Here is a 26,467-nt window from a genome sequence, read left to right on the forward strand (position 1 = left end):
AACCGACACCCCATGTCCCTGCTGGCCCAGCACATACCCGCTGACGACCCCGACCAGATGGCGCTCACCGATCAGCAGACCACTTTGGGCTGGGCCGAGCTCGACTTGGTGATGAACCGGGCCGCCAACCTGCTGCACTCGCTCGAACTGGGCCCGGAGCGGCGGCTGGCGGTGTTCGCCGAGAACTCCACCGAAACGGTGATCGTCTACGTGGCCGCTGCTTTGGCCGGAGTTTCCGCCGTGCCGGTGAACTTCCACCTCACCCCCGACGAGCTGGCCTACATCGTGGAGGACTCCGCCTCAGCCCTGCTGCTGGTGGGCCCCGAGACCGCCCAGCGGGGCCTGCTGGCCACCGAGGCGACGTCGAATACCACCGGCAGGCCGCCCATTGCAGTGATGGGATGGCGCTGCTCCGACCACCCCAAGGTGTCCTCCTGGGAAAAGGGCCTAGCCCTAGCCTCCGCTGAGCCCCCGCCCACCGACACCCCGCCGGCCCCCCACCTGTTCTACACCTCGGGCACCACCGGTCGGCCCAAAGGGGTGGACGCGCCCCCCGCTCTGTTCCGGGGCGGGGAAACGGTGGCCGAGTATTTCGCCACCTGCGCCACCCCCAACGCGGCCATCGGCACCCATCTGGTTGTGGGACCGATGTACCACGCCGGGCCATTCTCGGCCACCCGCAACCTCATGGGGGGCGCCCCGGTGGTGGTGATGGGCCGCTTCGATGCCGAGGCCACCCTGGCGGCCATCGAGCGCTACCAGGTGAACGGGGTATTCATGGTGCCCACCCACTTCAGCCGACTGCTGGCACTGCCCGCCGAGGTTCGGGAGCGCTACTCCACCGACAGCCTGGTGTCGATAACCCATAGCGGCGCGCCGTGCCCGGTATCGGTGAAGCGGGCCATGATCAACTGGCTCGGTCCCATCATCTCCGAGGGATACGGCTCCACCGAGGTGGGCGGTTCGTGCCACATCAACTCCGAAGACTGGCTGGCCCACCCCGGCTCGGTGGGGCAGCCGGTGCCTCCGTTTGAAGTGCTCATCGTGGACGACCACGGCAACGAGCTGCCGCCAGGACAAGAGGGGCGGGTGTATTTCATCGACACCAGCGGACGGGGCATCAGCTACCGCAACGCCCCGGAGAAGACGGCGGCCGCCCACCTGCGACCGGGGGTGTTCACACTGGGCGAGATCGGCTATGTGGACGACGAGGGGTTCCTGTACCTGACCGACCGGTTCTCCGACATGGTGGTGTCGGGCGGGGTGAACATCTACCCCGCCGAAACCGAGCAGGTACTGGTGGAGCACCCCGCCGTGGCCGACACAGCCTGCATCGGCGTGCCCGACGAGGAAATGGGCGAACAGCTCAAAGCCCTGGTGGTGCCTGTTGACCCCGGGAAGCCACCCACCGAGGCGGAGTTAATCGCCTTCTGCCGCGACCGCATCGCCCACTACAAGTGCCCCCGCACAGTGGACTTCATCAGCGAGGAGCTTCTAGGCCGCTCCGCTATGGGCAAGGTCAACAAGCAGGCCCTGCGCGCCCCCTTCTGGAAGGCCTAGGCCGAGACAGCCAGAGCCACCGTCAACAACGTCCCGAACAGCAGATGCAGCCGGGCAGTGTGGTTGAGCAGGGGGGCTTTGGGTCCCGCGGACAGCGCAAGCCCTACGGCGGGAACAGCCAGTGGCAGCGAAGCCAGCGTCAGAGGCGACCACGGAACAGCCACCGACATGGTGAGGCCCACCGCCAGGGCCGCCGCCACCAGGGCAACGTAGAGCCAGGCGGCCCGCCGGTCTCCCAGGCGCACGGCCAGGGTCGCCTTGCCCGATTCCCGGTCCTGGGGGATGTCTCGAAGGTTGTTGGCCACCAACAGCGCCGAGGCCATGAGCCCGACCGGCACCGCGGCAACGACAGCCAGCGCGGTGAGTTCCTCGGTCTGCACGAAGGCCGTGCCCGCGGTGGCCACCAATCCGAAGAACACGAACACGAAAACCTCGCCGAAGCCGGCGTAGCCGTAGGGCCGTCGCCCGCCGGTGTAGTACCAACCCGCAGCGATGCAGGCCAGCCCCACCGCCACCAACCACAGAGCCACCGCCACTGCCAAGGCCAAACCGGCCCCCGCCGCCACCGCGAAGGCCCCGAACGCGGCCCGCTTCACCAGTGCGGGCGCCACCACGCCGCCGCCCACCAATCGGGCCGGGCCCACCCGGTTGGCGTCGGTGCCCCGAATCCCGTCAGAGTAGTCGTTGGCGTAGTTCACCCCCACTTGGAGGGCCACCGCCACCACCAGCGCCACCGCGGCCCGCCACCACACCACATCGGGCGCCACCGCCGCAGTGCCCACCGCCACCGGCACCACCGCGGCAGGAAGCGTCCGAGGCCGCGCCCCCTGGACCCAGAGCTTCATCGAAGCATCACTCCACAAGTCTTGCCCATCGCCGGAGTTCGTTAGTGTCGGAGGCATGAACCGACTGGGCGCTGAGACCAGCCCCTATCTGCGCCAGCACGCCGACAACCCGGTGGACTGGTACCCGTGGGGCACCGAGGCGTTTGCCGCGGCTCGGGACGACGACAAGCCCATCTTGTTGTCGGTGGGCTACTCGGCCTGCCACTGGTGCCACGTCATGGCCCACGAGTCGTTCGAGGACCCCGAGACGGCCAAGGTCATGAACGAGCTGTTCGTGAACGTCAAGGTGGACCGGGAAGAGCGCCCCGATGTGGACACCATCTACATGGAGGCCGTCCAGGCCCTCACCGGGCGGGGGGGATGGCCCATGACCGTGTTCATGACCCCCGACGGCCGCCCGTTCCACGGCGGCACCTATTATCCCAAGGTCAGCCGGGGCCAGATGCCGTCGTTCACCGACATCATGCACCGCATCCAAGACGTGTGGGTCAACCGCCGCGACGACGTACACAACCAGGCCGACCAGCTCACCCAGTCGCTGAACCGCACCGCGCTGATCCAGCCCGACCCCGGCCGAGCTCCCGACGGCGACGGCTCCGAGGCTCTGAGCCAGGCGACCGCCGCCCTGCGCCAGCAGTACGACGCCGCCTGGGGCGGCTTCGGCGGGGCCCCCAAGTTCCCCCAGACCATGAGCCAAGAGGTGCTGCTGCGCTCGTACCTCCACAGCGGCGACCAGGACGTTCTCAACATGGTGATCAACTCGTTGGACGCCATGGCCTCGGGGGGCATCTACGACCACCTCGGCGGCGGCTTCAGCCGCTACTCGGTGGACGCCCAGTGGATCGTGCCCCACTTCGAGAAGATGCTGTACGACAACGCCCTGTTCGCCCGCTTGTACCTGCACGCCTGGCAAGTGACCGGCCGGCCCCGCTTCCGGCAGGTGCTCAACGAGACCATCGGCTTCGTGCTGCGAGACCTGCGCCACGACAGCGGCGGCTTCTACTCGGCGCTCGACGCCGACTCCGAGGGCGAGGAGGGCAGGTTCTACGTGTGGACCCCCGATCAGATCACCTCGGTGCTGGGCGACGACGCCGCGGAGTTCATGGCATGGTTCGGGGTGACCGAGGGCGGCAACTTCGAGGGCCACAACATCCTGTGGCGACCGGTGCGGGGCGACCTGCTGCGCCCGGCCAATGTGGAGCTGAGCCGGGAGCGGCTCCTGTCGGCCCGCGACATGCGCATCCCGCCGGGGTTGGACGACAAGGTGCTGCTGGAGTGGAACGGCCTCATGCTGGCGGCCCTGGCCGAGGCCGCGGCGGCCACCGGCAACCAGCAGTGGATGGAGGCGGCCGTCAAGAACGGGGGGTTCCTGCTCGACCGGCTGCGCCGGCCCGACGGCCGCTGGCTGCGCTCTTGGCAGGCCGGCGACGGCGACCGCCCCGCCCAGGCCCGCCACCTGGCCTATGCCGCCGACTACGCCGCGGTGGCCGACGCCTTCACCCGCCTGGGCGAGGCCTCCGGCCAGGCCCGCTGGATCGACGAGGCCACCCAGGCGGCCGACGGGCTGCTGGAGCTGTTCTGGGATCACGAGCGGGGCGGGGTGTTCACCACCGGGTCGGATGCCGAGGAGCTCATCTGCCGGCCCAAGGAGATCACCGACAACGCCGTCCCCTCGGCCAACAGCGCCGCGGCGGTGGCGCTGTTGCGGCTGGGCGCCCTCACCGGGCAGAACCACTACCTCGACCGGGCCGAGGACATCTTGGCGCTGTTGGGCGAGGTGGCCGCCAACCACCCCAGCGGCTTCGGCCATCTGCTCGAAGCGGTGGACATGCACGCCACCGGGCTCACCGAAGTGGTGATCGGCGGCGACCGCCCCGATCTGGTGGACGCCGTGCGGGAGGACTACCGGCCCAACACCGTGCTGGCCTGGGGAGAGCCCTACGATTCCCCCCTCTGGGAGGGCCGCACCGAGGGTCTGGCCTACATCTGTCATAACTACACTTGCGAGGCCCCTGCTGCCACCAAAGAAGAGCTTCTGTCTCGTCTGTAGTGAAAATGGGCTGGTTAGGGCTTGGGGTTCACCAGATGCCTCCCAGCCTGGGATAAACTTCGGGGCCGCGTATTGATTGGCGCGCCGAATGTGAAATTGGAGGGCAGCATGTCCAACGGCACGAGCAAACCCAGGCGGGCAATGCAGTTGGGCGGAGCACTTGTTGCGGTTGTCGCGCTCATGGCCAGCATCACCGCGTTCGCGTCAGCTCAAACCGGCAACCTGGAGCAGAGCACACCCCGTGCCATCACCGAAGAGTTCTGCTTGAGCCTCAGCCTCGGCGGCCCGGTTACCTACCCGTTCGACTCCACTGGCGACGGCGTGGCCAACATCTGCTCGCTCAACACAACCCGCCGCGCCACCGCGGCCCGTCAGAACGCGCTGGAACAGCTCGGCAGCGAATTCCCCCTGTATTTCGGCCAGTTGTGGGCTGATGAGTGCCTCCGGGTCAATGAGTCATACGGGGAGCCCGATCATGAGCCGAGAGACGAATGCGCACAGCCGCGGGCGGCTCGGGCCAGCGACCGAGCAATCCCGCCGGTGCCCCGTCCCAGTTTCGTGGTGGAGACGACCAATCCCTTCTTCTTCTCCGGTCCGGTCATCACCGGCCCCTCGTTCTGTTTGAACCTGAGTTTCGGGGGCCCGGTCACCTACCCGTTCGACACCAACAACGATGGTGTGGCCGATATCTGCTCGCTGCCCACCACCCGCCGAGCCACGGTGGCCCGGCAGAAGGCCTTTGAGCGCCTGGCTGTGGAGCAAGACGGCCTCTACGAGGTGTTCTTCTCCATCGAGTGCCGCAGAGTGCCCGCGAGCTTCGGCAACCCCGATGCGGAAAAAGAAGACGAATGTGCCCCGCACCGCGACGGCACAGGCATCCCCGGCGGAACCGGTGGAACGGGCGGTACTGGTGGCACCGGCGGCACTGGGGGTACCGGCGGCACAGGCGGAACTGGTGGCAGACCCTTCGTTGCGCCGACGGTGCCGACGGCCTCGAGTCCGGCCACCTACCATGCGGGCGCCCCGCAGAATGTTCTCCTGGAGACCGGGAACAAGCAGATCACCGTGAAGTGGAGCCGGCCGCTGGCCGACCGAACCAACGTGTTCCGGTACCACGTGGAGTGGAGCACCAGCGCTTCGAGCTTCCCCTCCACCCAGAGGATCATCGTGACGGCAGGCTCGCCCACTGCGCCGTGCGCCACCTCGGCTGACACGGACGCCGACTTCGAGTGCGTGATTACCGGCCTGACCAACTTCGACACCTACTACGTCCGTGTTCAGGCGGTGCGGGGTACCAACAACCGCTACTCCCCCTCCGGCAACTCCAGAACGACCCCGTCGATCACCCCCGGTCTCGCCGGGCCGCCCATCTGGGCATCAGACGACCCCCGGGTCGCCGACGATGTCGCCGCGCTGGCGAGCACGGAGTTCGGCACGATCAGAGCCACATGGAACGCGCCGCTCGGCAGCTCGTTGACCCCCGCCTACTACCACCTGCAATGGAGCACCAGCGCCAGCAGTTGGTCGAACAGCCAGCAACTGCGGGTTGACGCTTCCAGTCTGCCCGAAGGCTGTGCCGCAAGCACGGCAACCGGCGATGACTTCTACTGCGACATCACCGGCCTGGCCAACAACCGCACCTACTACATGAGGATCCAAGGAGTGCCGCCCGGATCAGGACCCGGCACCTGGTCGCTCACTGAGTCCCTGCGCGTGGCCAGCGATCTTCAGAACCCGGGAGTGCCCACCAATGTGAAGTTGGTCGCCGCGGGAGCAACCGGCAAGGAAATCACCGTGAACTGGGACGCGCCGGCCGTCGTTCCCGGCAGAGATCCGGTCCCCACCCACTACCTCGTGCAATGGCGCTCGTGCGGCTCAACCGGCAGAAACTGCGAGGGCTGGTCGGCCATCAGCCGCCAGCAGCGGGTGCCGACTACCGGTGCCGGCAGCCCCCCGGCGACAACGGCAACCATTACCGGCCTCAAATACGAGGTCTACGAAGTGCAGGTCCAAGCGGTGAACAGCACCGTGGGAAGCGGATGGTCGCGCTTGGCTCGAATCACGCTCGGCCGGTCGCAACCACCGACCAACATCAACTGGGACACGGACCCGGGGGTCACCCAAATCGATCTGACCTGGACCGCTCCCACCATCGTGCCGGGAGTGAGGCACTACTTCATCCAGGTGAGCACCACCAGCAGCTTCCCCTCTCCCGACAGCACCACCAGCACGACGGCCACTCACAGCATTACCGACTACTTCGGCAGCCCGCTGGTCATCGACGACACGTACTACGTGCGAATCCGGACGGTGAACACCAACGACGATCCCAGCTCTTGGTCGCCGACCGTCTCGATGATCCCCGGTGCTATCGACGCCCCCGGTGACCTCGCCGCTGCAGAGGTCACCGGACACCCGAGGAACCTCGCCCTCACGTGGAGCGTGACTGATGCTTCAAAGGCCAACAGGCCGGTTCAGAGCGGCTTCAGAGTGCGGTGGCGCCCCACTGAGACCACCAATGCAAGCTGGAGTTCTCGCACCCTGACGCTGACCCAAGCGGGCGGCGGCGACGACTCCTGCACCGACTACTGCTACACGCTGACCGGACTGACCGGCGGCACCGAGTACGAAGTGCAGGTCTCGGCCAGGAACGCCTACGGCTACGGCCCATGGTCGGCAACCACCGCCACCAGCACGGCAACACCGGGTGATGGCTTCAAACCCACCGGCGTGAGCGCAGCCGAGAGCACCGCCAACCCGAGGGCGCTGACCGTGGAGTGGACCCGGGACACCTGGGGCGTCGACGCAGATAGCGTTGCCCTGCCGGTGACCGGCTTCGTTGTTCAATCCAGGGTCAGCGGCGCCACCAATTGGGGCTCGTCCCGCACCCTGTCGCTCTCCTCGTCTGGGCTCGACACCACCAGTCCTCCGAGCTACACCTACCTGCTCACCGGACTGACCGCCGGGACCGCCTACGAGGTCCGGGTGCGAGCCAGCAACAGGAATGGCCAGGGCGCATGGTCTGACGCGTCTACGGCGGCAACCCCTGGTACGAGCTTCACTCCCACCGGCGTCGCTGCCGCAAACACCGACGAGGATCCGCGAGTCCTAGACATCACCTGGACAAATTCGGGAATCACCCCGACCGGGTTCACGATCCAGTGGCGGGCGACCGAGACAACCAGATGGAGTTCACGGGGCGTGAGTCTGGCGCAAGCCACGGTCGATAGTTGCGCCTATTGCTACAGACTGACCGGGCTGACCGCTGGCACCTCCTACGAAGTGCGAGTGCAGGCCAGGAACGCCGGCGGCACCGGGCCATGGTCGGAAGCCTCTACCGCGGCTACCCCCGGTGCATCGTTGACACCAACGGGACTTGACCCGACGACCATCACCGGCTCCAGCACCGCAACGGCGAGCTGGAGCGGCGTTTCGCCTGGAACTGGCTTGACGCTGACCAGCTACACGGTGCAGTGGCGCTCGTGCGGCCCCGAAGGCATCACCTGTGAAAGCTGGTCATCGAGCCGCCAGCACACCACGGCAAGGAACACTGTGGACAACCCCACCCCGACCTCGTACGAGATAACGAGGCTGCTCGACTACTACACCTATAAGTGGCGGGTGCGGGCGAACTTCAACAAGGGCAGCAGCCCCTGGGCTGACAGCAACCCGTAAAACTGTGGGGATCCCCGCTACCCGCGGGGATCCTCAATGGTTACTGCGCTGACCTCGGTGAGCCGGGTGCTCACCATGTCGAGGGCGATCTGCTCGAGGAACTCTTTGGGCATGACGCACTCGCGGCACTCGGCCCCCTCCAAGATGAGCCGCAAGGCCACGGTGCCCTCGAGGGCTGATACGAATTCCACGTCGCCGCCGTCGAGGGCCACCAGGGCCCGCAACTCACCGACAGCCTCGTCCAACAGGGCTTGGTCCATGGCGACGGATTCTAACCGGCGTCTTGTCCGAGGTTCGGGGGCCGAGTCCGCGACAAGAACGCGCCAGCATCGGCCAGGATGAGCTGGCCGGTGGTGCAGCGGGCCAGGTCGGAGGCCAAATACACCGAGAGGCGGCCCAATTCCTCGGGCAGGGTTTCCCGGCGCAGCGGCGTGGCGGCCACGATGGCCTCGTAGTGGTCGGGAGGGAACGCTTCCCTCACCAATTCGGTGGGGGTGGTGCCGGGGGCGATGGCGTTGACCCGGATGTTGTGGGGGCCGAGCTCCACCGCCATCGACCACGTCAGGTGGTTGATGGCCGCCTTGGCCGCGGCATAGCTCGACATCATGGGCGACGGCCGGGTGGTCTCCCCCGAGCTGACGTTGATGATCACCCCGCCGCCCTGTTCCATCATCACCAGCGCCTCAGCCCGCCCGCACAACGCGGTCAGCACCAGATTCTGATCGACAAGATCCCGCCAGAACTCTCCGTCCATGTCCACAAACCGAGTTGGGGACCGCCCCGCCATCATGCCGACGTTGTTGACGGCAATGTCCAAGCTCCCGCCCCAAGCGACCACATCAGCCACTAGTTGATCCACCGCCGCGTCATCGCGCAGATCAGCCGCGAACGCCAGGGCCGTGCCCCCTTCATCGGCAATGAGGGCCACGGTCTCGTCGGCCTGTTCGGCCCGGACATCGTTCACCGCCACCGAGGCACCAGCACGGGCCATCCACCGGGCGATCTCCCGGCCGATGCCCGCTCCCGACCCGGTGACCAGCGCCACCTTGCCAGAGTGGTCGATCTCGACGCTCATCCTCGCGTGGCGCTAGCTGTGCCGGAGCCCGACTCGCACCGCGTCGTGATCGGCGGTGCGCTGGAGCAGGGCCATGGCCTCGTCGATCTGGTCGAGTCCGAACACCTCGCCCAGCAGCGGCCCGGTGGGGAACTCCCCGCTGTTCAAGATGGCCACTGCTTCTTTCATCGAGTTCGGAGTGGAACCGCTGCCCCCCAGGACCGTTAGACCCTTGAGCACGATCAGGTCGGTGATCATCTCCACTGGCGCCAAGTTCTTCAATCCGGCCAGTTGCACCTTGCCCCCTTGGCGAACCAGGCTCAGACATAGGGGCACAGTGGCGGTGGTATCAGCCAGGTCTACGGCCATGTCGGCCATGGCCCCACCGGTGATCTCAGCCACAAATGCCACCAAGTCAGTAGCGGTGACGTCGACGGTCACATCGGCGCCCACCTCACGGGCCACCTCCAGGCGCAGGGCGTCGGCATCGGTGCCGGTGACGATCACCGTCTCCGCGCCCCGGCGCTTGGCCTCCGCGGCGTACACCAGCCCCATGTGGCCCGGCCCCTGCACCACCACGGTTTCACCCTCGCCCACGGGCATCCGACTGAGCCAGTTGCACACGTTGGCCAGCGGCTCGAACAGGGTCAACTCGGCGGCATCAACATCGTCGGTCAGCTTCACCAGATGGGTGTTGGGCAACACGCCCATGTATTCCCCGTAGCCGCCCCACAGCCCGTGGCCGTCTTCTAGGCCCATCGTGTATCCGTACACCTCGCCCAGGCCAAACGGGTTGTTCTCCGAAACCGGGGCCCGCACAACCAGATCGACCGCCACCCGGTCGCCCACCGCCACGCCCAGGTTGGCGTCGTCGGCCAGGGCATGAACCCGGCCGACGATCTCATGGCCGGGCACCAGCGGCGCCTTCTCTCCGGGGACGTGCTTGTGGCCGTGGAGCTGGGCCACGTCGCTGCCGCACATGCCCACGGCCTCCACCTTGAGCACGCCGCCACCGGGCGGCGGCTCGGGCACCGGGAAGTCGTCCCGCATCTGGAAGGTGCCGTCGCCGTTGAAGACCACGCCCCGACAAGTGCTGCTCATGGTCGCCGCCTCTCTCTCGGGGGCTTCGGGTTGCTAGATCCCGCTCTTCTCCAAAATGTGGACGCCGCAGCTCGAGCCGAGGCCGATCACGTGGGCCAACCCCACGTTGGCCCCCTCGATCTGGCGGTCGCCGGCCTCGCCCCGCAAATGGGTGGCCACCTCGTAGACGTTGGCCACGCCGGTGGCCCCGATGGGATGGCCCTTGGAGATGAGGCCGCCCGACACGTTCACCGGGGTGTCGCCGTCGCGCCACGGGGCGCCCCGGTCGATGAAGTCGCCCGCGCCCCCCGGCTCGCACAGCCCTAAGTTGTCGTAGTGGATGAGCTCGGCGGTGGCGAAGCAGTCGTGCAGCTCCACCAGGCTGAGGTCTTCGGGGCCCACCCCGGCCTGCTCGTAGGCGGCTTGGGCGGCGTTGCGGGTGAGGGTGTTCACATCGGGCTGCATGGCGCCGGATTCCACGTAGGGATCGGTGGTGAGCACCGAGGCGGAGATCTTCACCGCCCGGGACTGCTGCTCGCGGCTGAGCGTGGCGAAGCGCTCCTCGCCCACCAGCACGCAGGCCGCGGCCCCGTCGCCGGTGGGGCAGCACATCAGCAAGGTGTTGGGGTACGACTGCATCGGCGAGCCCATGACCTCTTCGAGGCTGAACTCCTTCTGGTACTGAGCCAGGGGGTTGAGCGTGGAGTGGGCGTGGTTCTTCTGGGCCACCTTGGCGAACTGCTCGAAGCCCACCCCGTCGTTGTCGTTGGCGTACTCCATGCCGGCCTGGGCGAACACGCCGGGCATGGTGTCGGTGCCCAAGATGCCGTCGATGGGCATGACCGCGCCGTAGCGGCCCGACGGCTCGTACACGTTCTTCTCTTTGCGGGCGCCGCCGGCCAACAGGCCCATCTTGCCCATCTGCTCCACGCCGATGGCCAGGCCCATGTCGGCCTCGCCCGCCCGGATGGCCATGATCACCGTGCGCAGGGCGGTGGCCCCGGTGGCACAGGCGTTGGACACGTTGTACACCGGGATGCCGGTCTGGCCGATCTGCTTCTGCACCTGCTGGCCCATGCCGGCGTTCGCCTGGAACAGGGTCCCGCAGGCCAAGAGATCCATATCGGAGATGGCCACGCCGCCGTCGTCGAGCGCGCCCAAGGCGGCGGTGGAGGCCAGATCCACCGCATCCTGGTCGGGGTAGCGGCCGAACGCCGTCATGTGCGTTCCCAGAACCCAGATATCTTGCGCCATTTTCGGCCTCCTGTTGATTGGGTTTGATCAGCTTGTCATGCCGGGGCGTAGCCGAAGGCGACCGCCTCTTGGCCGTCGTCGTCGGTGCCCACCACATAGGTGTCGAGCTTTACCTTCATGCCGAGCGAGATCTTGGTGGGATCGGGCTCGATGTTGATGAGATTGGAGCGGACCGAGGTGCCGTCGTCGGTAAGCACGATGGCCGAGACGTAGGGCGTGGGGATGGTGGGGGCAGCCCGGTAGACGATGCTGAAGGTGCGCAGCGTGCCGGTGTCGCTCACCCGCACCGGTTTGAACTCCCGGTGGCCGCAATGGGAGCAGGCGTTGCGCCGGCCGAAGAAGCGGGCACCGCAATTGGTGCACTCGTTGGCTTGCAGATGGGGCTCATCGCCCAAGACGAGATAGTCCACCAGTGGGATTTGCACGACGGGCAGATTACCTCAGCGGCTGTTGCCGCGGCCCAACTGCGCTGGCCGGGCGAGGCGATAAACGGCTACTGGGGAATGTCGAAGCCGTCAGGAAACCCGCCCTCCATGTAGCCCCCGATTTCCACCTTCTTGACGATGCGGAAGCCGTCGGGGGTCCGGGAGACAGTGTCGTGGTACCAGCCGCCCACGAAGAACAAGTGCAACTGCGATCCGCTGGGATCGAACTTCTTGTCGTCGTCGACGGGCATTCCCATGGGGTTGTGGAAGAGCGTCGTACATTGGGCGGTGTCGCCGTCCCAGGAGCGGATGTAGGTCTTGCCCACCATGTGCTGGGTCATGGGAAAGATGGACAGGGCGGCCTGGAGCCACCGCTTGACCGTGGGGTAGTCGGCGTTGGCGTCGTCCACGCCGGGGGCCGACGAGGAGTAGTCCAGATGGGCGTCGGGGGTGAAGACCGTGTCGAGGAGGTCCCAGTCCTTCTCATCGATGGCAATCGTGTAGCGGACGATGACGTCTTCAATGGCCAGGCGGTCGACGGGATCAGGCATGTTCATAGCGGGTCACCGTAGTAGACAACCTCGTCCAGAGGCCTACGGGGGCGGGCGGCGGAGGAACTGGGGCGACCGGCTGCGGGGTAGCCCAGGGCCACGATGCCGACAACTCGCCGGTCGCTGGGAATGCCGAGGCCCTTGACCACGGCGGCTTCGTGCTCGAAGGCGCCGAAAAAACACGATCCCAAACCGGCCGCGCTGGCCCCCAACAGCAGACTGTGTACCGCCATGCCGGCATCGACCCACCAGTAGGGAACAGGCCAGGAGTCGGGGCCATCGCCGAGGCCGGTGTGGGCCTTGTCGGGCTCGGCGTAGCGCTGGACGTAGCGCTCGGGATCGGTAAGCACCACCAAAAGGACGGGAGCAACCAGCAGACCGGGCCAAGGGAACTCGGCTCGGCGTTCAGGGGTGAGGGTCAGCCGCCAGTAATCCTCGGGGTGGGTGACGACGCAGAACTCAACAGCCTGGGCGTTGCCCGCCGACGGGGCCCGGCGAGCCTGGTCGAGCAATTCGGGTACCAGCCCGTCGGGAAGCGGATCGGGGAGAAAGTTGCGGCACATCGGCCGCCGAATGGGCGGTGTGTCGCTCAGGCGTACTTGAGCAGGTCTTCGGCCATGATCCAGCCGAAGGCGATCATGGTGTCGCCGCCGGCGCGGTCCACCTTGTCGAACAGGGCCTCCACATCGGGGTCGATGCTCTCGGGCTTGGTGGTCTCGTAGTCCAGCAGGCAGGCCTGACCGTCGTCTCCCACCACCCGGAAGTCCCGGTCGAGATATCGGGAGGCGCTGATGCTGAACCGCTTCGCCAATCGGCGGCCCCACGCCCGCTCCTCCCCGGAGGCCTTGTGTCCGGGACGGGGAACGATTTCGACCAGGGGCTTGAAGGCATCGAACCCGCCGGCGTTGTCGAACTGGGTGCCCATGAGCACGTCCTCATCGGGGAAGGCCATGAGCGCCCGATGGAGCTGCGCCTCGGTGAGCTGGCGGAGAACGGTGCTGCGCTTTGAGGTGCGAGCCACCGAGGCCAGGCCCACCAGCACGCTCGGCGTGCCGCCGATGCGCTCCAGGGTGGAGAAGGAGAACCCCCGGAGCTTCCCGTTTTCCCGAGCGGTGGAGATGAGCACCCACTCCTCGGTCTGCTTGGAGAGCAGCCCCACCGAAAACGGGTTGGGGCCGTCAGCACACATGTCGGCCATTTCGGCCAGTTCAGCGTCGGTGACCGCTGTGCAGTCCTTGGTTTCGACGTCGATTGCCATGCGCCGCTCGCCCTCCTTGCTCACTGATCCCCCACAGATATCCGCCCGTGGGCACCCCTATAGTCCATCAATCGCCCCGGTAGGCGCGCAAACCCGCAGGAACACAAGGGTTTTTGGGGATTGAATTCCCCCGGCAAAACGCCAGCTAGTCGGGCTACACCGCTACCGCGTGCTCTCCCAGCATTTCTCGCAACTCGCCGATTAGCCCACTCCCCGCGTCCACTCCATAGGCCGAGGAGAGCTTGATCCCCTTGCCTTCTCCGAGCATCAAGATCACCTCGGACTTGCCTGGATGGCAGGCAAAAATCGACTTCAGAGAGTCGATTCGCTCAGGAGACAGGCCGTTGGATCCAAGATTCAGTTTCAGAGCAGCTTGCCCGTTTGCTGAGGCCGGATCGATCGGCTCCACTGCAAAGCAGATCAGGCCGGGCTCGTCGTCGCGCCGGTCCAGGCGCCCTTCGAGCACCACCACCAGATCGTCGACCAGCTTGTGGCCGTGCTCTTCCATGGCTCGGGGGAACAGGGTCACCTCCATGCTCCCGTACATGTCCTCGAGATCACACGACGCCATCTGGTCGCCTTTGCGGGTCCATCGCTTGCGCATATTGCTGACCACCCCGCCCACTTTGACCGATGTTCCTTCCTCCACTTCGGCCAACTGGTCGATCCGATGGGTGGTCTTTCGGGCCAGCACCCCCTCCATGCCCATGATGGGATGGTCGGACACATAGAGCCCGAGCATCTCCTTCTCGGCGGCCAGCCTGCGGACTTTGTCGAACTCGACGTCGGGGACATCGATGCGCTCCTCGAAGCTCTCCTCGCTGTCCCCGCCGAACAAGCTCATGATGCCCTGGCTGCGCTCCCGCTGCTGTTGGATACTGCGGCGGACGATGTCTTCCGACACGTTGAGCAGCCCTTGTCGGGGATGGCCGAACGAGTCGAAGCAGCCTGCCTTGATGAGGGCTTCCACGACGCCCTTGTTGAGCACTATCGGATCGACCCGCGAGCAGAAGTCGTGGAAGTCGCCGAACGGTCCGTTCTCCCTCCTCTCGTCGAGGACCATCTGGGCGGTGCCCGTGCCCATGTGGCGGATGGCCGACAGCCCGAAGGAGATGGCCTTCTCCCCGTCTGGGGCACCGATGGCGGCGAAGTCCGACTCGGAGAGGTTCACGTCGGGCAGCGCCACCGTGATCCCCATCTGGCGGCACTCGGCCAAGTACACGGCGGCCTTCTCCAGCTTGTTCTTGACGCTGGTCAACAGGGCGGCCATGTACTCCACCGAGTAGTTGGCCTTGAGGTAGGCGCACTGATAGGCGATGAGCCCGTAGCCATAGGAGTGGCTCTTGTTGAAGGCATAGTCGGCAAACTGCTCGATGATGTCGAAGAGCTGGGTGCCCAAGTCCGAGCCGTACCCGCTCTTCTCGCAACCGGCCACGAAGGAGTCGCGCTCTTTGGCCATGAGCACCCGGTCCTTCTTGCCGCAGGCCTTGCGGAGGTTGTCGGCATCGGCCAGGGAATAGCCGGCGAATCGCTGGGCCACCCGCATCACACTCTCCTGGTAGATCATCAGCCCGTAGGTATCGCCCAGGATGTCGGCGGCGTCCTCGTGGAACACCTGTACCGGTTTGCGGTCGTTCTTGCGGTCGGCGTAGTCGTTGTGCATGTTGGCCGCCATCGGGCCGGGCCGGTAGAGAGCCACCAGGGCGGCCACGTCGTCGAAGCAGGTGGGCTTCAGCGATCGGATCAACGAGCGCATCGGACCGCTCTCCAGCTGGAACACCCCGATGGTGTCTCCGCGGGCCAGCAGCTCATAGGTGGCCGCATCGTCCAGCGGCACGTTGTCGATATCGAAGTCCACGCCGTGGGACTGCTTGATAAGTCCGGCGGTGTCCTCGATCACGTCGAGGTTCCGCAGGCCCAAGAAGTCCATCTTGAGCAGCCCCAGGTCCTCCACCGCGTGCATCTCGTACTGGGTGACGATGGGGGCCTCTTCGAGGGTTTGCCCCGGCGAGGCCTTGCGCTGGATGGGGAGGTGCTCGGTGAGTGGGTCCTTGGTGATCACCACGGCGGCGGCGTGAATGCTGTCCTGGCGGCGCAGACCCTCCAAGCCCCGGGCCACATCGACCACCTTGCGGGCGTCCTCGTCGCTGTCGCACATCGCCCGCAGCTCGGCGGCCGCGGTGTAGCCGTCGGCGTACTCATCGGTCTTCTCCAGGCAGGCCCACAGCGGGGTGTCGCGGCCCAGCACCAGGGGGGGCATGGCCTTGGCCAGCTTGTCGCCCAGCGCGTAGGGGTAGTTCAGCACCCGGGCGCTGTCGCGCACCGCGGCCCGGGCCTTGATCGTGGAGAAGGTGATGATCTGGGCCACATGGTCCTCGCCGTACTTGTGGGAGGCGTAGCGGATGATCTCGTCCCGGTAGCGGGAGTCGAAGTCCATGTCGATGTCGGGCATGGAGATCCGGGACGGGTTGAGGAAGCGCTCGAACAGCAGGTCGTATCGGATTGGATCCAAGTCGGTGATCCGCAGGGAGTAGGCCACCGCGCACCCCGCCGCGCTGCCTCGGCCCGGGCCCACTCGGATGCCCCGCTCCCGGGCATAGCGGATCAGGTCCCAGGTGATCAGGAAATACGACGAGAAGCCCATGTCGGAGATGACCTTGAGCTCATAGGCCAGGCGGTCGGCCACCTCGTCGGTGAGGGGACTCCCCCACCGGGCTTCGGCCCCGGCCAAGGTCAGGGCTTGGAGGTAGTCGTCGGCGTTCTCGTATTCGTCGGGGATGGGGAAGTCGGGGAGCTGCGGCTTGCCGAACTCGATCTCCACATTGGCCCGCTCCGCGATCAGCAGCGTGTTGTCGCAGGCCGGGATGAGGTCGGAGAACACATGGCGCATCTCCGCCGCCGTCTTGAGGTAGTGCTCGCTGCCGTCGAACTTCAAGCGGTCGGTGTCGCTCACCAGCGAGCCGGTTTGCACGCACAACAGGGCATCGTGGGCTTCGGCATCGTGCCGATGGGTGTAGTGGCTGTCGTTGGTGGCCAACAGGGGGGCATTGATCTGGCGGGCCAGCTTGATCAATTCGGGGTTGGTGCGGATCTGCGCGTCGATGCCGTGGTCTTGGATCTCCACGAACAGGTTGTCCTTCCCGAAGATGTCCTGGAGGCGGGCCGCTTTGGCCACGGCGTCGTCGTAGTCGTCGCGCAGCAGGGCCTGGAGCACGTGGCCGCCCAGACAGCCGGTGGAGCAGATCAGCCCCTCACTGTGCTCGGCCAGCAGCTCCCAGTCGAGCCGGGGCTTGTAGTAGTAGCCCTCGAGGAACGCCCGACTGGACAGTTGGATGAGGTTCTTGTAGCCAGCGTTGTTCTCGGCCAACAGTGTGAGGTGGTAGTAGAGCTTCTGGCCTCCCTCAGTGCTGCCCCCGCTGTCGTCGAGCTTGCCCCGCCGGGCGGGCCGCTCGCTCCGGGTTTCGTGGGCCATGTAGGCCTCGGTGCCGATGACCGGCTTGATCCCCTCGGCGTGGCAAGTCCGGTAGAAGTCGACGACCCCGTACATGTTGCCGTGGTCGGTCATTCCCAGCGCAGGCTGCCCGTCGGCGGCGGCGGCCTGGACGAGCTCGCTCACCCGGGAGGCGCCGTCTAGGATGGAGTACTCGGTGTGGACGTGGAGATGGGTAAAGGAACTGGACACGGTTCTCCTGTGGACAGTCTGTGGCCTGCGTGTGGATAACTTACAGGCTTGTGGTTTGGCCTCGTATTGACCATACCAAGACTGGGAGACACATGCTGTCCCTCGCCGAATTGGCGCCTTTCCCCTGGTTGGCGGGCTCTTACAGATAAGTTCCCGGCTCGCGCTCGGTTTGAGTGTGAGCACCGGGAGGGAGTTCGGCGCGGATGTTGGCCAGTTGCTGCTGGGCCGAGACCTGTTGAGCGAACAGGGCGGCCTGGATGCCCTGGATGAGGCCTTCCAGCCAGCCCACCAGCTGGCCTTTCGCCACCTGAAGCTCGGCTTGGCTGGGAGGGTGGTCCTCGGGGAAGGGCAGTATCAGGCGGTCGAGCTCGTCGCGCAGGTCGGGGGACAGCGCCGAGCCCAGCTCCTCGATAGATGTGGCGTAGATCTCCCGCAGCCGGTCGCGGCTCGACTCGTCGAGGGAGGCCTGGCGGACCTCCTCCAAGAGCTGCTTCATCATCGTGCCGACCCTCATGACCTTGGCCGGCTGCTCAATCGCCTCGCGGGCCGACGGCAGGTCAGCGGGATCGCCGTCGGGCTGCGGCCCCTCGTGGACAACCTCAACGGTTTCGGCCGGTGGCGGATGAGGAGTTTCTGCCATGGCTGGAAATCTACCGGCTAGCCGCCAGAGTCAGGCAACGCCCTCACGTTCTGGTGCCGAACGCGCCCAGGCAGGGAACCAGCATCTCGGCCGACGTCAGCGATCCATGCCGGGCCAGCAGCTCAAACGGCGGCCGGCCTCCTCCGCCGCCGATGCCCCGGGACGCGGGCTTGGGTTCGACAAAGGCCACCGGGTCGCAGGGCACCAGGGCCACGTCGCCCATCCGAGAGCGGGCCTCCGATCCCACGTGGGGGCCGAACCACCCCTCGTCCAGTACCTGTTGCCGGTCGACCACCAGACCATGGCGGCTGTAGTGCTCGGCGGCCGCTTCGAGGAGCTCGCCGGCTCGGCCAGGACGGGCGTGGAGCCAGCGGAATCGGGCCTCCCCCGAAGTCACCGCCGTCAGACCCAGCACGTCGCGGGCCAGCTCCACCTTGTTGTCGCCCACCATGACCTGGCCGTGGTCAGACACCACCAGCAGGGCCGCCTCGGGGGGCAGCACAGCCAGGATCTGGGCCACCAACCGGTCTACCTCCGCGAACTCGGCGTCCAAGTAGGGGCCGAATCCGTATTCGTGGGCGATCCGGTCGGGCCCGTCGTAGTAGGCGTACACCAGGGGCTCACCCCCGTCCACCAGCTTCTGCACCTCCACCGCGATGGAGCTGGTCAGCTTGTACCCCTTGTGGTCCACTCCGTCGAGGTGGGCCCGGGTGAAGCCGGTTCCCTCGAACTCGCTCCGGCCCACCGCCGGCACCCGTCGTCCGAAGAATGCCGGTCGGGTTTGGAACTGCTCGGGAACGATTGTCTTGCGGGCATCCGACGGCTTGGGACCCGCGGTCCACCGCAAGGCATTGAGCACCTGCCCTTGGGTGTAGATCTGGTAGCCGATCAGGCCGTGCTCGCCCGGCGACGCTCCGGTTACCAGGGAGGTCAACGCGGTGGTGGTCGTGGTTGGGGCCACCGTGGTGATCGGGCCTCCCTCCATGGCCGACAGCACCGGGGTCAGCTCGGTCCGATCCTGGAGCTGCTCCCAGCCCATCCCGTCCACCAACAGCAAGACCACCGCTTTGGCCTCTTGGATCGGGGCGGGCAGCCATTGGGCGGCATCGGGTGGACCCAGCAGGGCTGGCACCACATTGCTCAGACAAGACCCCCGGTAGTCGGGCAGCATCGGAAAGCCGGTGGTTGGACCGCTGGCTGTTGAGGTGTCGGGCTGGCTGGGACTTCCCATTCAGCACTCAAACTATCGGCTCAACCATGCGGAGAAGATTGAGAAGTAGTGTGATGGCTCGTGAGGGTGTCGACTCGAGGGGACTACGCCAGCCGGGCGCTGCTGTCTTTGGCCCTGCACGCCGACGAGTCCGGTCCCACCTCGGCGCGGGATATCGCCGAGCGCACCGGACTCCCCCAGCCCTATCTGGAGCAGATCCTCCAAGCGCTGAAGGGCGCCGGGCTGGTGCGCTCCAAGCGGGGAGCGGGGGGCGGCTACGCCCTGGCTCGACCGGCCTCCGAGATCAAGCTGAGCGAGATAGTGAGCGCGGTGGACGGGCCCATTGTGCTGGGCGACTTTGGCGAGCCCCATAGAGACGGCGCCTGCGATCACGAGGGCCAATGCGTGCTTTTGGCCATCTGGACCCATGTGGGCGACATCATGCACGACCTGCTGAGCGACTACACCCTGGATGACATAGCCAAAACCTCACGCGGCCTCCTCCCCTGGCCAGGATCAGATTGACGCGCATCGGACTGACGCGTATCGCCTCTACCCCCTGAGGAGCCGGTAGAGGAGGGAGAAGTCTTCGGGTATCTCTGCTTCGAATCGGAGCGGCTGGCCGCTCTCCGGGTGTTCGAAGCCCAAGGTGTGGGCATGGAGGGCAGGGCGGCTGATGCCGGGAGCACTGGGGCCTCCGTAGAGACCGTCACCCAACACCGGGTGGCCGATGGCCGCCAGATGGACCCGAATCTGATGGGTGCGCCCGGTTTCCAGCCGCAGCTCCAGACGAGCCGAGTCGAATGGCACCGGCTCGTCTTGGGACTCGGTGCGGGCCGGCATGCGGTCGGTCACCTCGTAGTGGGTGCGGGCTGGGCGGCCGTCGGCTTTCACCGCCATTTTGGTGGGGTGGCGGGTGGACCGGCCCACTGGGGCGTCGATCACCCCCCGGTCGTCGCCCGGCATCCCCTGTACCAGGGCGACATAGCCCCGGTGTACCTCGCGTCGGCCCAGCGCCGCGGTTAGAGCCTGGTAGCCGGCCTGGGTGCGGGCCACCATCAGCAGCCCCGATGTGCCCCGGTCGAGGCGGTGGACGATGCCGGGGCGCTCTGTGTCTCCCACGCCGGCGATCTCGGGATAGCGGGCCAGCAGGCCGTTCACCATGGTCCCGGCGGCATTGCCCGACCCGGGGTGGACCACCAGATCGGCCGGCTTGTTCACCACGATCACGTGTTCGTCGGCATGGACCACATCCAACTCCACCGAGAGATCAGGCTCCAGCGCCGCTGAGCCGACCGCAGGCTCCTCGGACAGGGAGATGCGATCACCGGCGGCCAGCCTCTGGGACCGGGAGCCGGCGGGAACGGCATTGACCGCCACCTTCTCCTGGTCGATCAGCCTGGCCGCCTCGGCCCGGCTGCACTCCCACACCAGCGCCACCACCCGATCGAGGCGCTCGCCGGCCAATGCCTCGGGGACTACCCCATCAGGACTCATCAGATGCCCAGACGCTCAGGGCTCGTCGACCAGTTCATCAGGCTCGTCAACCGGCAGCGGTTGGCGGTAGCGGGGGGCGGTCAACACCAGGATGACTCCGGCCACCACGATGACGGAGTCGGCGGCGTTGAACACCGGCCACCATTGGAGATCGATGAAGTCGACCACAGCCCCGCCGAGAAACCCGTCACCGGCCCGCACGGCCCGATCGGCCAGATTGCCGATTGCGCCGCCCAGGATCATGCCCAGAAGCACCGGCGGCAGGGACAATCGGCGGCCACCCCAGCTGGCCCACGCCACCACAATCACGAACAGCAGGGCCACTATCGCGATGACAACCTCTAGGCCTTGTCCCAGCCCGAAGGCCGCACCGGTGTTGTGGACCAAATGCAGCCGCAGAGTCCAAAACAGATCGATGTCCTGGTCGTCAAGCGCTTCGAGCGCCCACCATTTGGTCAGCTGGTCAACGGCCACCACGAAGGCGGCCACCCCCAGCAAGACCAGATTGTGGCGGCGAGATCGGAGCTCTGCCTCGGAGGCCTTAGAACCCACCGGCTTTGTGCTCAACCCGCTCCGCCGCCCATGGGATGGCGTTGAGCCGTTGCCGGGGAATCGGCTTGCCCGAGACCAGGCAGATGCCATAGGTGCCGTTGTCGATCCGGGCCAGGGCGGCGTCGATCTGATCGACCGCGGCGCGGGCATGGGCGCTGAGGGCCAAGTCCCGCTCGCGCTCCACAGCCAGGGTGTCGCCCTCACCCGATTCCTCGTCGAACTGGACATCCCCCGGCTCTCGTTCCTCCACTAAGGAGTCGGCCTCAGCTTTGAGGCGGGTAGCCGAGGTGACGTAGCGGCTGCGCTCCTCCATGAGCAGCCGCCGCTGCTTGTCGAGGTACTTCTTGTCGAACAGCGGCTTTTTGGCCGCGGACTTGCCGGCAGTCGACTTGCTGGCGGTGGACTTCGGCTTGCTGGCCTTCTTCTGGGTCGACCCTTTTGAAGCCGTCGTTTTTTGAGCCGTCTTTTTTGGGGCCGACTGTTTCGGTGCGGTCTTCTTTGCAGCCATTGCAGGCGGGAGTGTAGCCGCCGCCGCCGCGAATTACTCCCATATGGCCCATCAAGGGCTGAGAGAGGCTTAACGATGTCTGAACCAGATTGGGGACGGGTTATTTTGTGATTTCCCAGTTTCTTCTGGAGGCCCGTTGTCTGATCCGTCCACCCCCTATCCCGAGGTCGACCCCAAGCCCTTCTTCCCCGAGATCGAGCGCCGGGTGCTGGAGTCGTGGGCTGCCGATGAGACCTTTGCCCGATCGGTGCAGGGACGGCCGGCGGGAACCGACGGCGACAACGAGTACGTGTTCTACGACGGGCCCCCGTTCGCCAACGGACTCCCCCACCACGGCCACCTCCTCACCGGCTATGTGAAGGACGTGATCCCCCGCTTCCACACCATGCGAGGCCGCCGGGTGGAACGCCGGTTCGGGTGGGACTGCCATGGCCTGCCGGCCGAGATGGAGGCCGAAAAGGAGCTGTCGGTTTCGGGAAGGGCGGCCATCACCGGCTACGGCATCGACCGCTTCAACGACTATTGCCGCCAATCGGTGCTGCGCTACACCCAGGAGTGGGAGACCACGGTGACCCGCCAGGCCCGCTGGGTGGACTTCGCCGACGACTACAAGACCATGGACCTGCCCTACATGGAGTCGGTCATGTGGGCCTTCAAGTCGCTGTGGGACAAGGGCCTGGTCTATGAGGCCTATCGGGTGATGCCCTACTCCTGGGCCGCTGAAACCCCGCTGTCCAACTTCGAGATCCGCCTCGACGACGCCACCCGCCCCCGCCAAGACCCGGCCATCACCGTGGCCTTCGATCTGGTCCCCGAAGCGGGCGACCCGGGGGCGATGCGCATCCTGGCCTGGACCACCACGCCGTGGACCCTCCCGTCCAACCTGATGCTGATCGTGGGACCGGAGATCGAATACGCCATCGTGGACCACGACGGCGGCCACCTCGTGCTGGCCGCGGCCACGCTGGAGGCCTATGGCGCCGAACTGGGCCAGAGCCGGGTGGTGGGCACCGTGGCCGGTGCCGAGCTGATCGGCCGGCGCTACCGGCCTCTGTTCGACTACTTCGCCTCCCTGGACGCCGACGGTGCCTTCCAAGTGGTGGGCGCCGACTTCGTGGACACCGCCGAGGGCACCGGCGTGGTCCACGCCGCCCCCGGCTTCGGAGAGGACGACCAGCAAGCCGCCGAGGCCCACGGTGTGCCCGTGGTGGTGCCGGTGGACGACCAGGGCCGCTTCACCGACGAGGTGGCCGACTGGGCCGGGGTCAATGTGTTCGAGGCCAACAGCGGCATCATCTCCCGGCTCAAGGAGCAGGGGCGGATCCTGCGCCACGCCACCTACGAGCACAACTACCCGCACTGCTGGCGCACCGACGAGCCGATCATCTACCGGGCGCTCAGCTCCTGGTTCGTGAGGGTGACCGAGATCCGGGACAAGATGCTGGCGCTGAACCAGCAGATCAACTGGGTGCCGGGCCACGTGCGCGACGGCCGCTTCGGCACCTGGCTGGAGGGGGCCCGAGACTGGTCGATCAGCCGGAACAGATTCTGGGGCTCGCCCATCCCGGTGTGGCGCAGCGACAACCCCGACTATCCCCGAGTGGACGTGTACGGCAGCCTGGACGAGATCGAGCGGGACTTCGGCGTGCGGCCGGTGGACCTGCACCGGCCGTTCATCGACGAGCTGACCCGGCCCAATCCCGACGACCCCACCGGGGCCTCGGTCATGCGCCGGGTGCCCGAGGTGCTGGATTGCTGGTTCGAGTCGGGATCGATGCCCTTCGCCCAGGTCCACTACCCATTCGAGAACAAGGAGTGGTTCGAGCACCATTTCCCGGCCGACTTCATCGTGGAGTACATCAACCAGACCCGGGGCTGGTTCTACACCCTTCACGTTCTGGCCTCCGCCCTGTTCGACCGGCCGGCGTTCAACAACGTGATCTGCCACGGCATCCTGCTCGACTCCCAGGGCCGGAAGCTGTCCAAGAAGCTGAGGAACTACACCGAGCCCGAGGAGATCTTCGCCACCAAGGGGTCCGACGCCCTGCGGTGGTACTTGATGGGCTCGCCCATTGTGCGGGGCGGCGACCTCCGCCTGGACGACTCGGGCATCGACGACGTGCTGCGCCAGGTGATCATCCCCATCTGGAACGCCTATTACTTCTTCGCCCTGTACGCCAACGCCGACGGGATCCAGGCCAAGCCCCGGGCCGACTCCGAGGAGCTGTTGGACCGCTACATCTTGGCCAAGACCCGCCAGCTCACCGAAGCGGTCACCCAGCGCATGGAGGCCTACGACTTGCCCGGCGCCACCGCTGAGCTGGAGGGGTTCATCGACTCCCTCAACAACTGGTACATCCGCCGCAGCCGCGACCGGTTCTGGGCGCCGTCGCGCCCGTCCTCTGCGGACGACAAGCAAGATGCCTACGACACGTTGTTCACGGTGCTGACCACCCTGGCCCGATTGCTGGCGCCGTTTCTGCCCCTGGTGTCCGAAGAGATCTACCGGGGCCTCACCGGGGAGTCCAGCGTCCACCTGTGCGGTTGGCCCGACCCCGCGGAGCTGTCGGCCGACCCCCAACTGGTGGCCGCCATGGACCGGGTGCGCGACGTGTGCTCAACCGGGCTGCGGGTTCGAGAGGACGAGGGACTCCGAGTGCGCCAGCCCCTGCCATCGCTCACGGTGGCCGGCAGGGGGGTGGACGACTTGGCGCCGTTCATCTATCTGATCGCCGACGAGGTGAACGTGAAGGAGGTTCTCCTCAGCGACGACCTCACGGCCTACGGGCAGTTCGTGCTCCGTCCCAACGGCCAAGCACTGGGCCCTCGCCTGGGCAAGGACGTGCAGGGGGTGTTCGCCGCCGCCCGGGAGAACCGGTGGGAGCGAAACCCCGACGGCACCGTCACCGCCGCCGGCCACACATTGGCCGACAGCGAGTTCGAGTTGGCCTTGAACCCGGTCGAGGGAACCACTGCGGCGGCGTTGCGCACCAACGATGCCCTGGTGGCGCTGGACACCGCCGTTGGCCCTGAGTTGGCCGCCGAGGGAATTGCCCGAGACGTGGTTCGAGCGATCCAAGCCGAGCGCAAGAATCAGGATCTAGACGTCACTGACCGGATCGCGCTGACCATCACCGCCGGGACCGAGATCATCGACGCGGTTCAAGCGCACATCACCTATGTCTGCGAGCAAGTGCTGGCTGTCGGCGAACCTCAGCTCGTCGAGTTTGATGCTGAAGCCGAAGCGGCCGACGAAGTCTCTATTGACGCCGGTCGTCTGACGGTCACTTTGGCCAAGGCCGACTAGGCGCGGGTCAGGAGTTCTGGTAGTCGGCCTGCTCCATGCGGCGCCGCTCCTCGGCGGACACCTCCACATTGGTGGGGGTCAGCAAGTACACATGGTCGGCCACCCGCTCCATGCGGCCATCGAGCCCGTAGCAAAGACCGCTGGCGAAGTCGATGAGGCGGCGAGCCACCTCGCGGCTGCTGTGCTGCAAATTCACGATGACCGCCTGACCACCCCGGAAGCAGTCCCCCACATCCTTGGCATCGTCGAACGACATCGGAGAGACCACGGACGGCTTCGACGACGCAGAGGGAATGGGGCGGACGAAGCTGGTCCGAGGCTGTTCAGCCGTCGCATCGGCATCGGGCGAGTCGGTGGGAGGAATGGGCCGGACCGAGCCCATCTCGGCACCCGCTGCATACCCTTCATCAGGCGCCTGTGAAACGAGCCGCATGTCGGAGTCCTGCTCCGCATGGCCCCCGGGAGCGAACTCTTCTTCGGTACCGAACCCGAGCCAGAACTTGGTTTTCTGCCACACGGACGACATTTGCTCATCCCCCTCTCGGCAGTGATTCACTTGCTGTCGCTGATGGTACCCGAACCAGCCCCCCAATCGGGGACAGGTCTTCTCCTGGGGGCTGTAGTCAGCGGGACAGGTCTTGTCCTGAGGGCTGTAGTCAGCCGGGGCGGGGGCCGAACAGGGCGGTGCCCACCCTCACCATGGTGGCGCCCTCCTCCACTGCAACCTCGATGTCGGCGGTCATCCCCATCGACAGCTCGGCCAGGCCGATGTCTGCGGCCTGGGAGGCCAGCAGGCGAAACCCAGGGCGGGCGAGTTCCGCAGGCCCAGGCGGGCCGACGGCCATCAAACCGGCAACGTGCAGGCCGGCGTCGCGGCAGTGCTGCACCAGCGAGGCGGTCTGGTTCGGGGGACAGCCCCCGCGGCCTTCCATGCCGGCGATGTCAACCTGCACCAGCACACCCGCACCCGGTGCCCGCCGTGCGATCTCGTCGGCCAGCGCCGAGCGGTCCACGCTCTGCCAGAGGTGTACGAGACCAGCAATCTTGCGGATCTTGTTGCGCTGGAGCTTGCCGATGAAGTGCCAGCGGGGCTGAACGGCGCCGCCAGGCTCAGCAGTGAGATCGCCAGCCTTGGAGAGCAGCTCTTGGGCGTAGTTCTCGCCGACGTCGGCCAGGCCTGCAGTCAGCGAAGCGGCCACCGCATCGGCGCCAAAGCCCTTGGTGACGGCCACCACCTTGACCTGGTCGCCCCCAGCCTGGGACAGCCGCTCCCGCAAGGCGCCAAAGCGGTCAGCTACCTCCGCGGGGCTGATCACTGT

At 66.6% G+C, this 26,467-nt stretch carries 22 protein-coding genes; 5 read left to right on the forward strand and 17 right to left on the reverse strand.

All coding sequences use genetic code 11. The annotated features are described in order from the left end of the window. Window positions 1-12 precede the first annotated feature (12 nt). Complete coding sequence (locus tag ACOGI7_RS07515; RefSeq protein WP_419851294.1) at window positions 13-1,560, forward strand: AMP-binding protein; 1,548 nt, start codon at window positions 13-15, stop codon at window positions 1,558-1,560. On the opposite strand, the gene ACOGI7_RS07520 is transcribed toward ACOGI7_RS07515, so the two are convergent. After that, window positions 1,557-2,405, reverse strand: a complete 849-nt coding sequence (locus tag ACOGI7_RS07520) for a 1,4-dihydroxy-2-naphthoate polyprenyltransferase (protein WP_419851295.1) — start codon at window positions 2,403-2,405, stop codon at window positions 1,557-1,559. The two genes, ACOGI7_RS07515 and ACOGI7_RS07520, sit on opposite strands and share 4 nt — an antisense overlap. A 55-nt stretch (window positions 2,406-2,460) precedes the next feature. On the opposite strand from ACOGI7_RS07520, the gene ACOGI7_RS07525 reads away from it, so the two are divergent. Together ACOGI7_RS07525 and ACOGI7_RS07530 are read left to right on the forward strand one after the other, a co-directional pair. Continuing rightward, the gene (locus ACOGI7_RS07525; RefSeq protein WP_419851296.1) at window positions 2,461-4,455 is read left to right on the forward strand and encodes a thioredoxin domain-containing protein; all 1,995 of its coding nucleotides are present in this window, start codon (window positions 2,461-2,463) and stop codon (window positions 4,453-4,455) included. A 141-nt stretch (window positions 4,456-4,596) separates the two neighbouring features. Continuing rightward, the gene (locus tag ACOGI7_RS07530; protein ID WP_419851297.1) at window positions 4,597-8,130 is read left to right on the forward strand and encodes a fibronectin type III domain-containing protein; all 3,534 of its coding nucleotides are present in this window, start codon (window positions 4,597-4,599) and stop codon (window positions 8,128-8,130) included. A 17-nt stretch (window positions 8,131-8,147) separates the two neighbouring features. Here ACOGI7_RS07530 and ACOGI7_RS07535 read toward each other — a convergent pair whose 3' ends face one another. The 11 genes from ACOGI7_RS07535 to ACOGI7_RS07585 all read right to left on the reverse strand — a co-directional run bounded on the left by ACOGI7_RS07535 (window position 8,148) and on the right by ACOGI7_RS07585 (window position 19,305). Further along, a complete protein-coding gene (locus ACOGI7_RS07535) occupies window positions 8,148-8,390 on the reverse strand; it encodes a NifU family protein (RefSeq protein WP_419851298.1) in 243 nt (80 codons plus the stop codon). An 11-nt stretch (window positions 8,391-8,401) separates the two neighbouring features. Then, complete coding sequence (locus ACOGI7_RS07540; RefSeq protein ID WP_419851299.1) at window positions 8,402-9,205, reverse strand: SDR family NAD(P)-dependent oxidoreductase; 804 nt, start codon at window positions 9,203-9,205, stop codon at window positions 8,402-8,404. Between the two features lie 12 nt (window positions 9,206-9,217). Beyond that, window positions 9,218-10,285, reverse strand: coding sequence for a zinc-dependent alcohol dehydrogenase (locus tag ACOGI7_RS07545; RefSeq protein ID WP_419851300.1), 1,068 nt, complete (start codon window positions 10,283-10,285; stop codon window positions 9,218-9,220). A 33-nt stretch (window positions 10,286-10,318) separates the two neighbouring features. After that, window positions 10,319-11,518, reverse strand: coding sequence for a thiolase family protein (locus ACOGI7_RS07550; protein ID WP_419851301.1), 1,200 nt, complete (start codon window positions 11,516-11,518; stop codon window positions 10,319-10,321). A gap of 35 nt (window positions 11,519-11,553) precedes the next feature. Continuing rightward, window positions 11,554-11,943, reverse strand: coding sequence for a Zn-ribbon domain-containing OB-fold protein (locus ACOGI7_RS07555; RefSeq protein WP_419851302.1), 390 nt, complete (start codon window positions 11,941-11,943; stop codon window positions 11,554-11,556). Between the two features lie 68 nt (window positions 11,944-12,011). Beyond that, a complete protein-coding gene (locus ACOGI7_RS07560) occupies window positions 12,012-12,500 on the reverse strand; it encodes a nuclear transport factor 2 family protein (protein WP_419851303.1) in 489 nt (162 codons plus the stop codon). Then, window positions 12,497-13,057 (reverse strand): nitroreductase family protein, encoded by a 561-nt coding sequence (locus tag ACOGI7_RS07565; protein ID WP_419851304.1) that lies wholly within the window; start codon window positions 13,055-13,057, stop codon window positions 12,497-12,499. Before ACOGI7_RS07565 ends, ACOGI7_RS07560 begins: the two co-directional genes overlap by 4 nt. Before the next feature lie 26 nt (window positions 13,058-13,083). Next, window positions 13,084-13,776, reverse strand: coding sequence for a hypothetical protein (locus ACOGI7_RS07570; RefSeq protein ID WP_419851305.1), 693 nt, complete (start codon window positions 13,774-13,776; stop codon window positions 13,084-13,086). A gap of 130 nt (window positions 13,777-13,906) precedes the next feature. Beyond that, window positions 13,907-17,434, reverse strand: a complete 3,528-nt coding sequence (gene dnaE / locus ACOGI7_RS07575; protein WP_419851306.1) for a DNA polymerase III subunit alpha — start codon at window positions 17,432-17,434, stop codon at window positions 13,907-13,909. Window positions 17,435-17,573: 139 nt separating this feature from the next. After that, window positions 17,574-18,074, reverse strand: a complete 501-nt coding sequence (locus tag ACOGI7_RS07580) for a proteasome activator (RefSeq protein WP_419851307.1) — start codon at window positions 18,072-18,074, stop codon at window positions 17,574-17,576. A gap of 43 nt (window positions 18,075-18,117) precedes the next feature. Continuing rightward, entirely contained in the window at window positions 18,118-19,305 is a 1,188-nt protein-coding gene (locus tag ACOGI7_RS07585; RefSeq protein ID WP_419851308.1) for an alkaline phosphatase family protein, read from the reverse strand. Between the two features lie 60 nt (window positions 19,306-19,365). On the opposite strand from ACOGI7_RS07585, the gene ACOGI7_RS07590 reads away from it, so the two are divergent. Beyond that, complete coding sequence (locus tag ACOGI7_RS07590; RefSeq protein ID WP_419851309.1) at window positions 19,366-19,809, forward strand: RrF2 family transcriptional regulator; 444 nt, start codon at window positions 19,366-19,368, stop codon at window positions 19,807-19,809. A 27-nt stretch (window positions 19,810-19,836) separates the two neighbouring features. On the opposite strand, the gene ACOGI7_RS07595 is transcribed toward ACOGI7_RS07590, so the two are convergent. The 3 genes from ACOGI7_RS07595 to ACOGI7_RS07605 are packed head-to-tail and all read right to left on the reverse strand — an operon-like array spanning window position 19,837 to window position 21,841. Then, window positions 19,837-20,781 (reverse strand): RluA family pseudouridine synthase, encoded by a 945-nt coding sequence (locus ACOGI7_RS07595; RefSeq protein WP_419851310.1) that lies wholly within the window; start codon window positions 20,779-20,781, stop codon window positions 19,837-19,839. Window positions 20,782-20,796: 15 nt separating this feature from the next. After that, the gene (gene lspA, locus ACOGI7_RS07600) at window positions 20,797-21,333 is read right to left on the reverse strand and encodes a signal peptidase II (RefSeq protein ID WP_419851311.1); all 537 of its coding nucleotides are present in this window, start codon (window positions 21,331-21,333) and stop codon (window positions 20,797-20,799) included. Then, entirely contained in the window at window positions 21,323-21,841 is a 519-nt protein-coding gene (locus ACOGI7_RS07605) for a hypothetical protein (RefSeq protein ID WP_419851312.1), read from the reverse strand. The genes lspA and ACOGI7_RS07605 overlap by 11 nt, the downstream gene beginning before the upstream one ends. 136 nt (window positions 21,842-21,977) lie before the next feature. On the opposite strand from ACOGI7_RS07605, the gene ileS reads away from it, so the two are divergent. Beyond that, window positions 21,978-25,148 carry an isoleucine--tRNA ligase gene (gene ileS, locus ACOGI7_RS07610; protein ID WP_419851313.1) on the forward strand — a complete coding sequence of 1,057 codons (3,171 nt, stop codon included), beginning with the start codon at window positions 21,978-21,980 and terminating at the stop codon, window positions 25,146-25,148. Between the two features lie 7 nt (window positions 25,149-25,155). On the opposite strand, the gene ACOGI7_RS07615 is transcribed toward ileS, so the two are convergent. Continuing rightward, window positions 25,156-25,674: a cell division protein SepF gene (locus tag ACOGI7_RS07615; protein ID WP_419851314.1), complete on the reverse strand. Its 519-nt coding sequence runs from the start codon at window positions 25,672-25,674 to the stop codon at window positions 25,156-25,158. Window positions 25,675-25,804: 130 nt separating this feature from the next. Further along, complete coding sequence (locus ACOGI7_RS07620; protein ID WP_419851315.1) at window positions 25,805-26,464, reverse strand: YggS family pyridoxal phosphate-dependent enzyme; 660 nt, start codon at window positions 26,462-26,464, stop codon at window positions 25,805-25,807. Window positions 26,465-26,467 lie beyond the last annotated feature (3 nt).

The sequence above is a fragment of the Candidatus Poriferisocius sp. genome (assembly GCF_965204145.1).
GTDB lineage: Bacteria > Actinomycetota > Acidimicrobiia > Acidimicrobiales > Bin134 > Poriferisocius.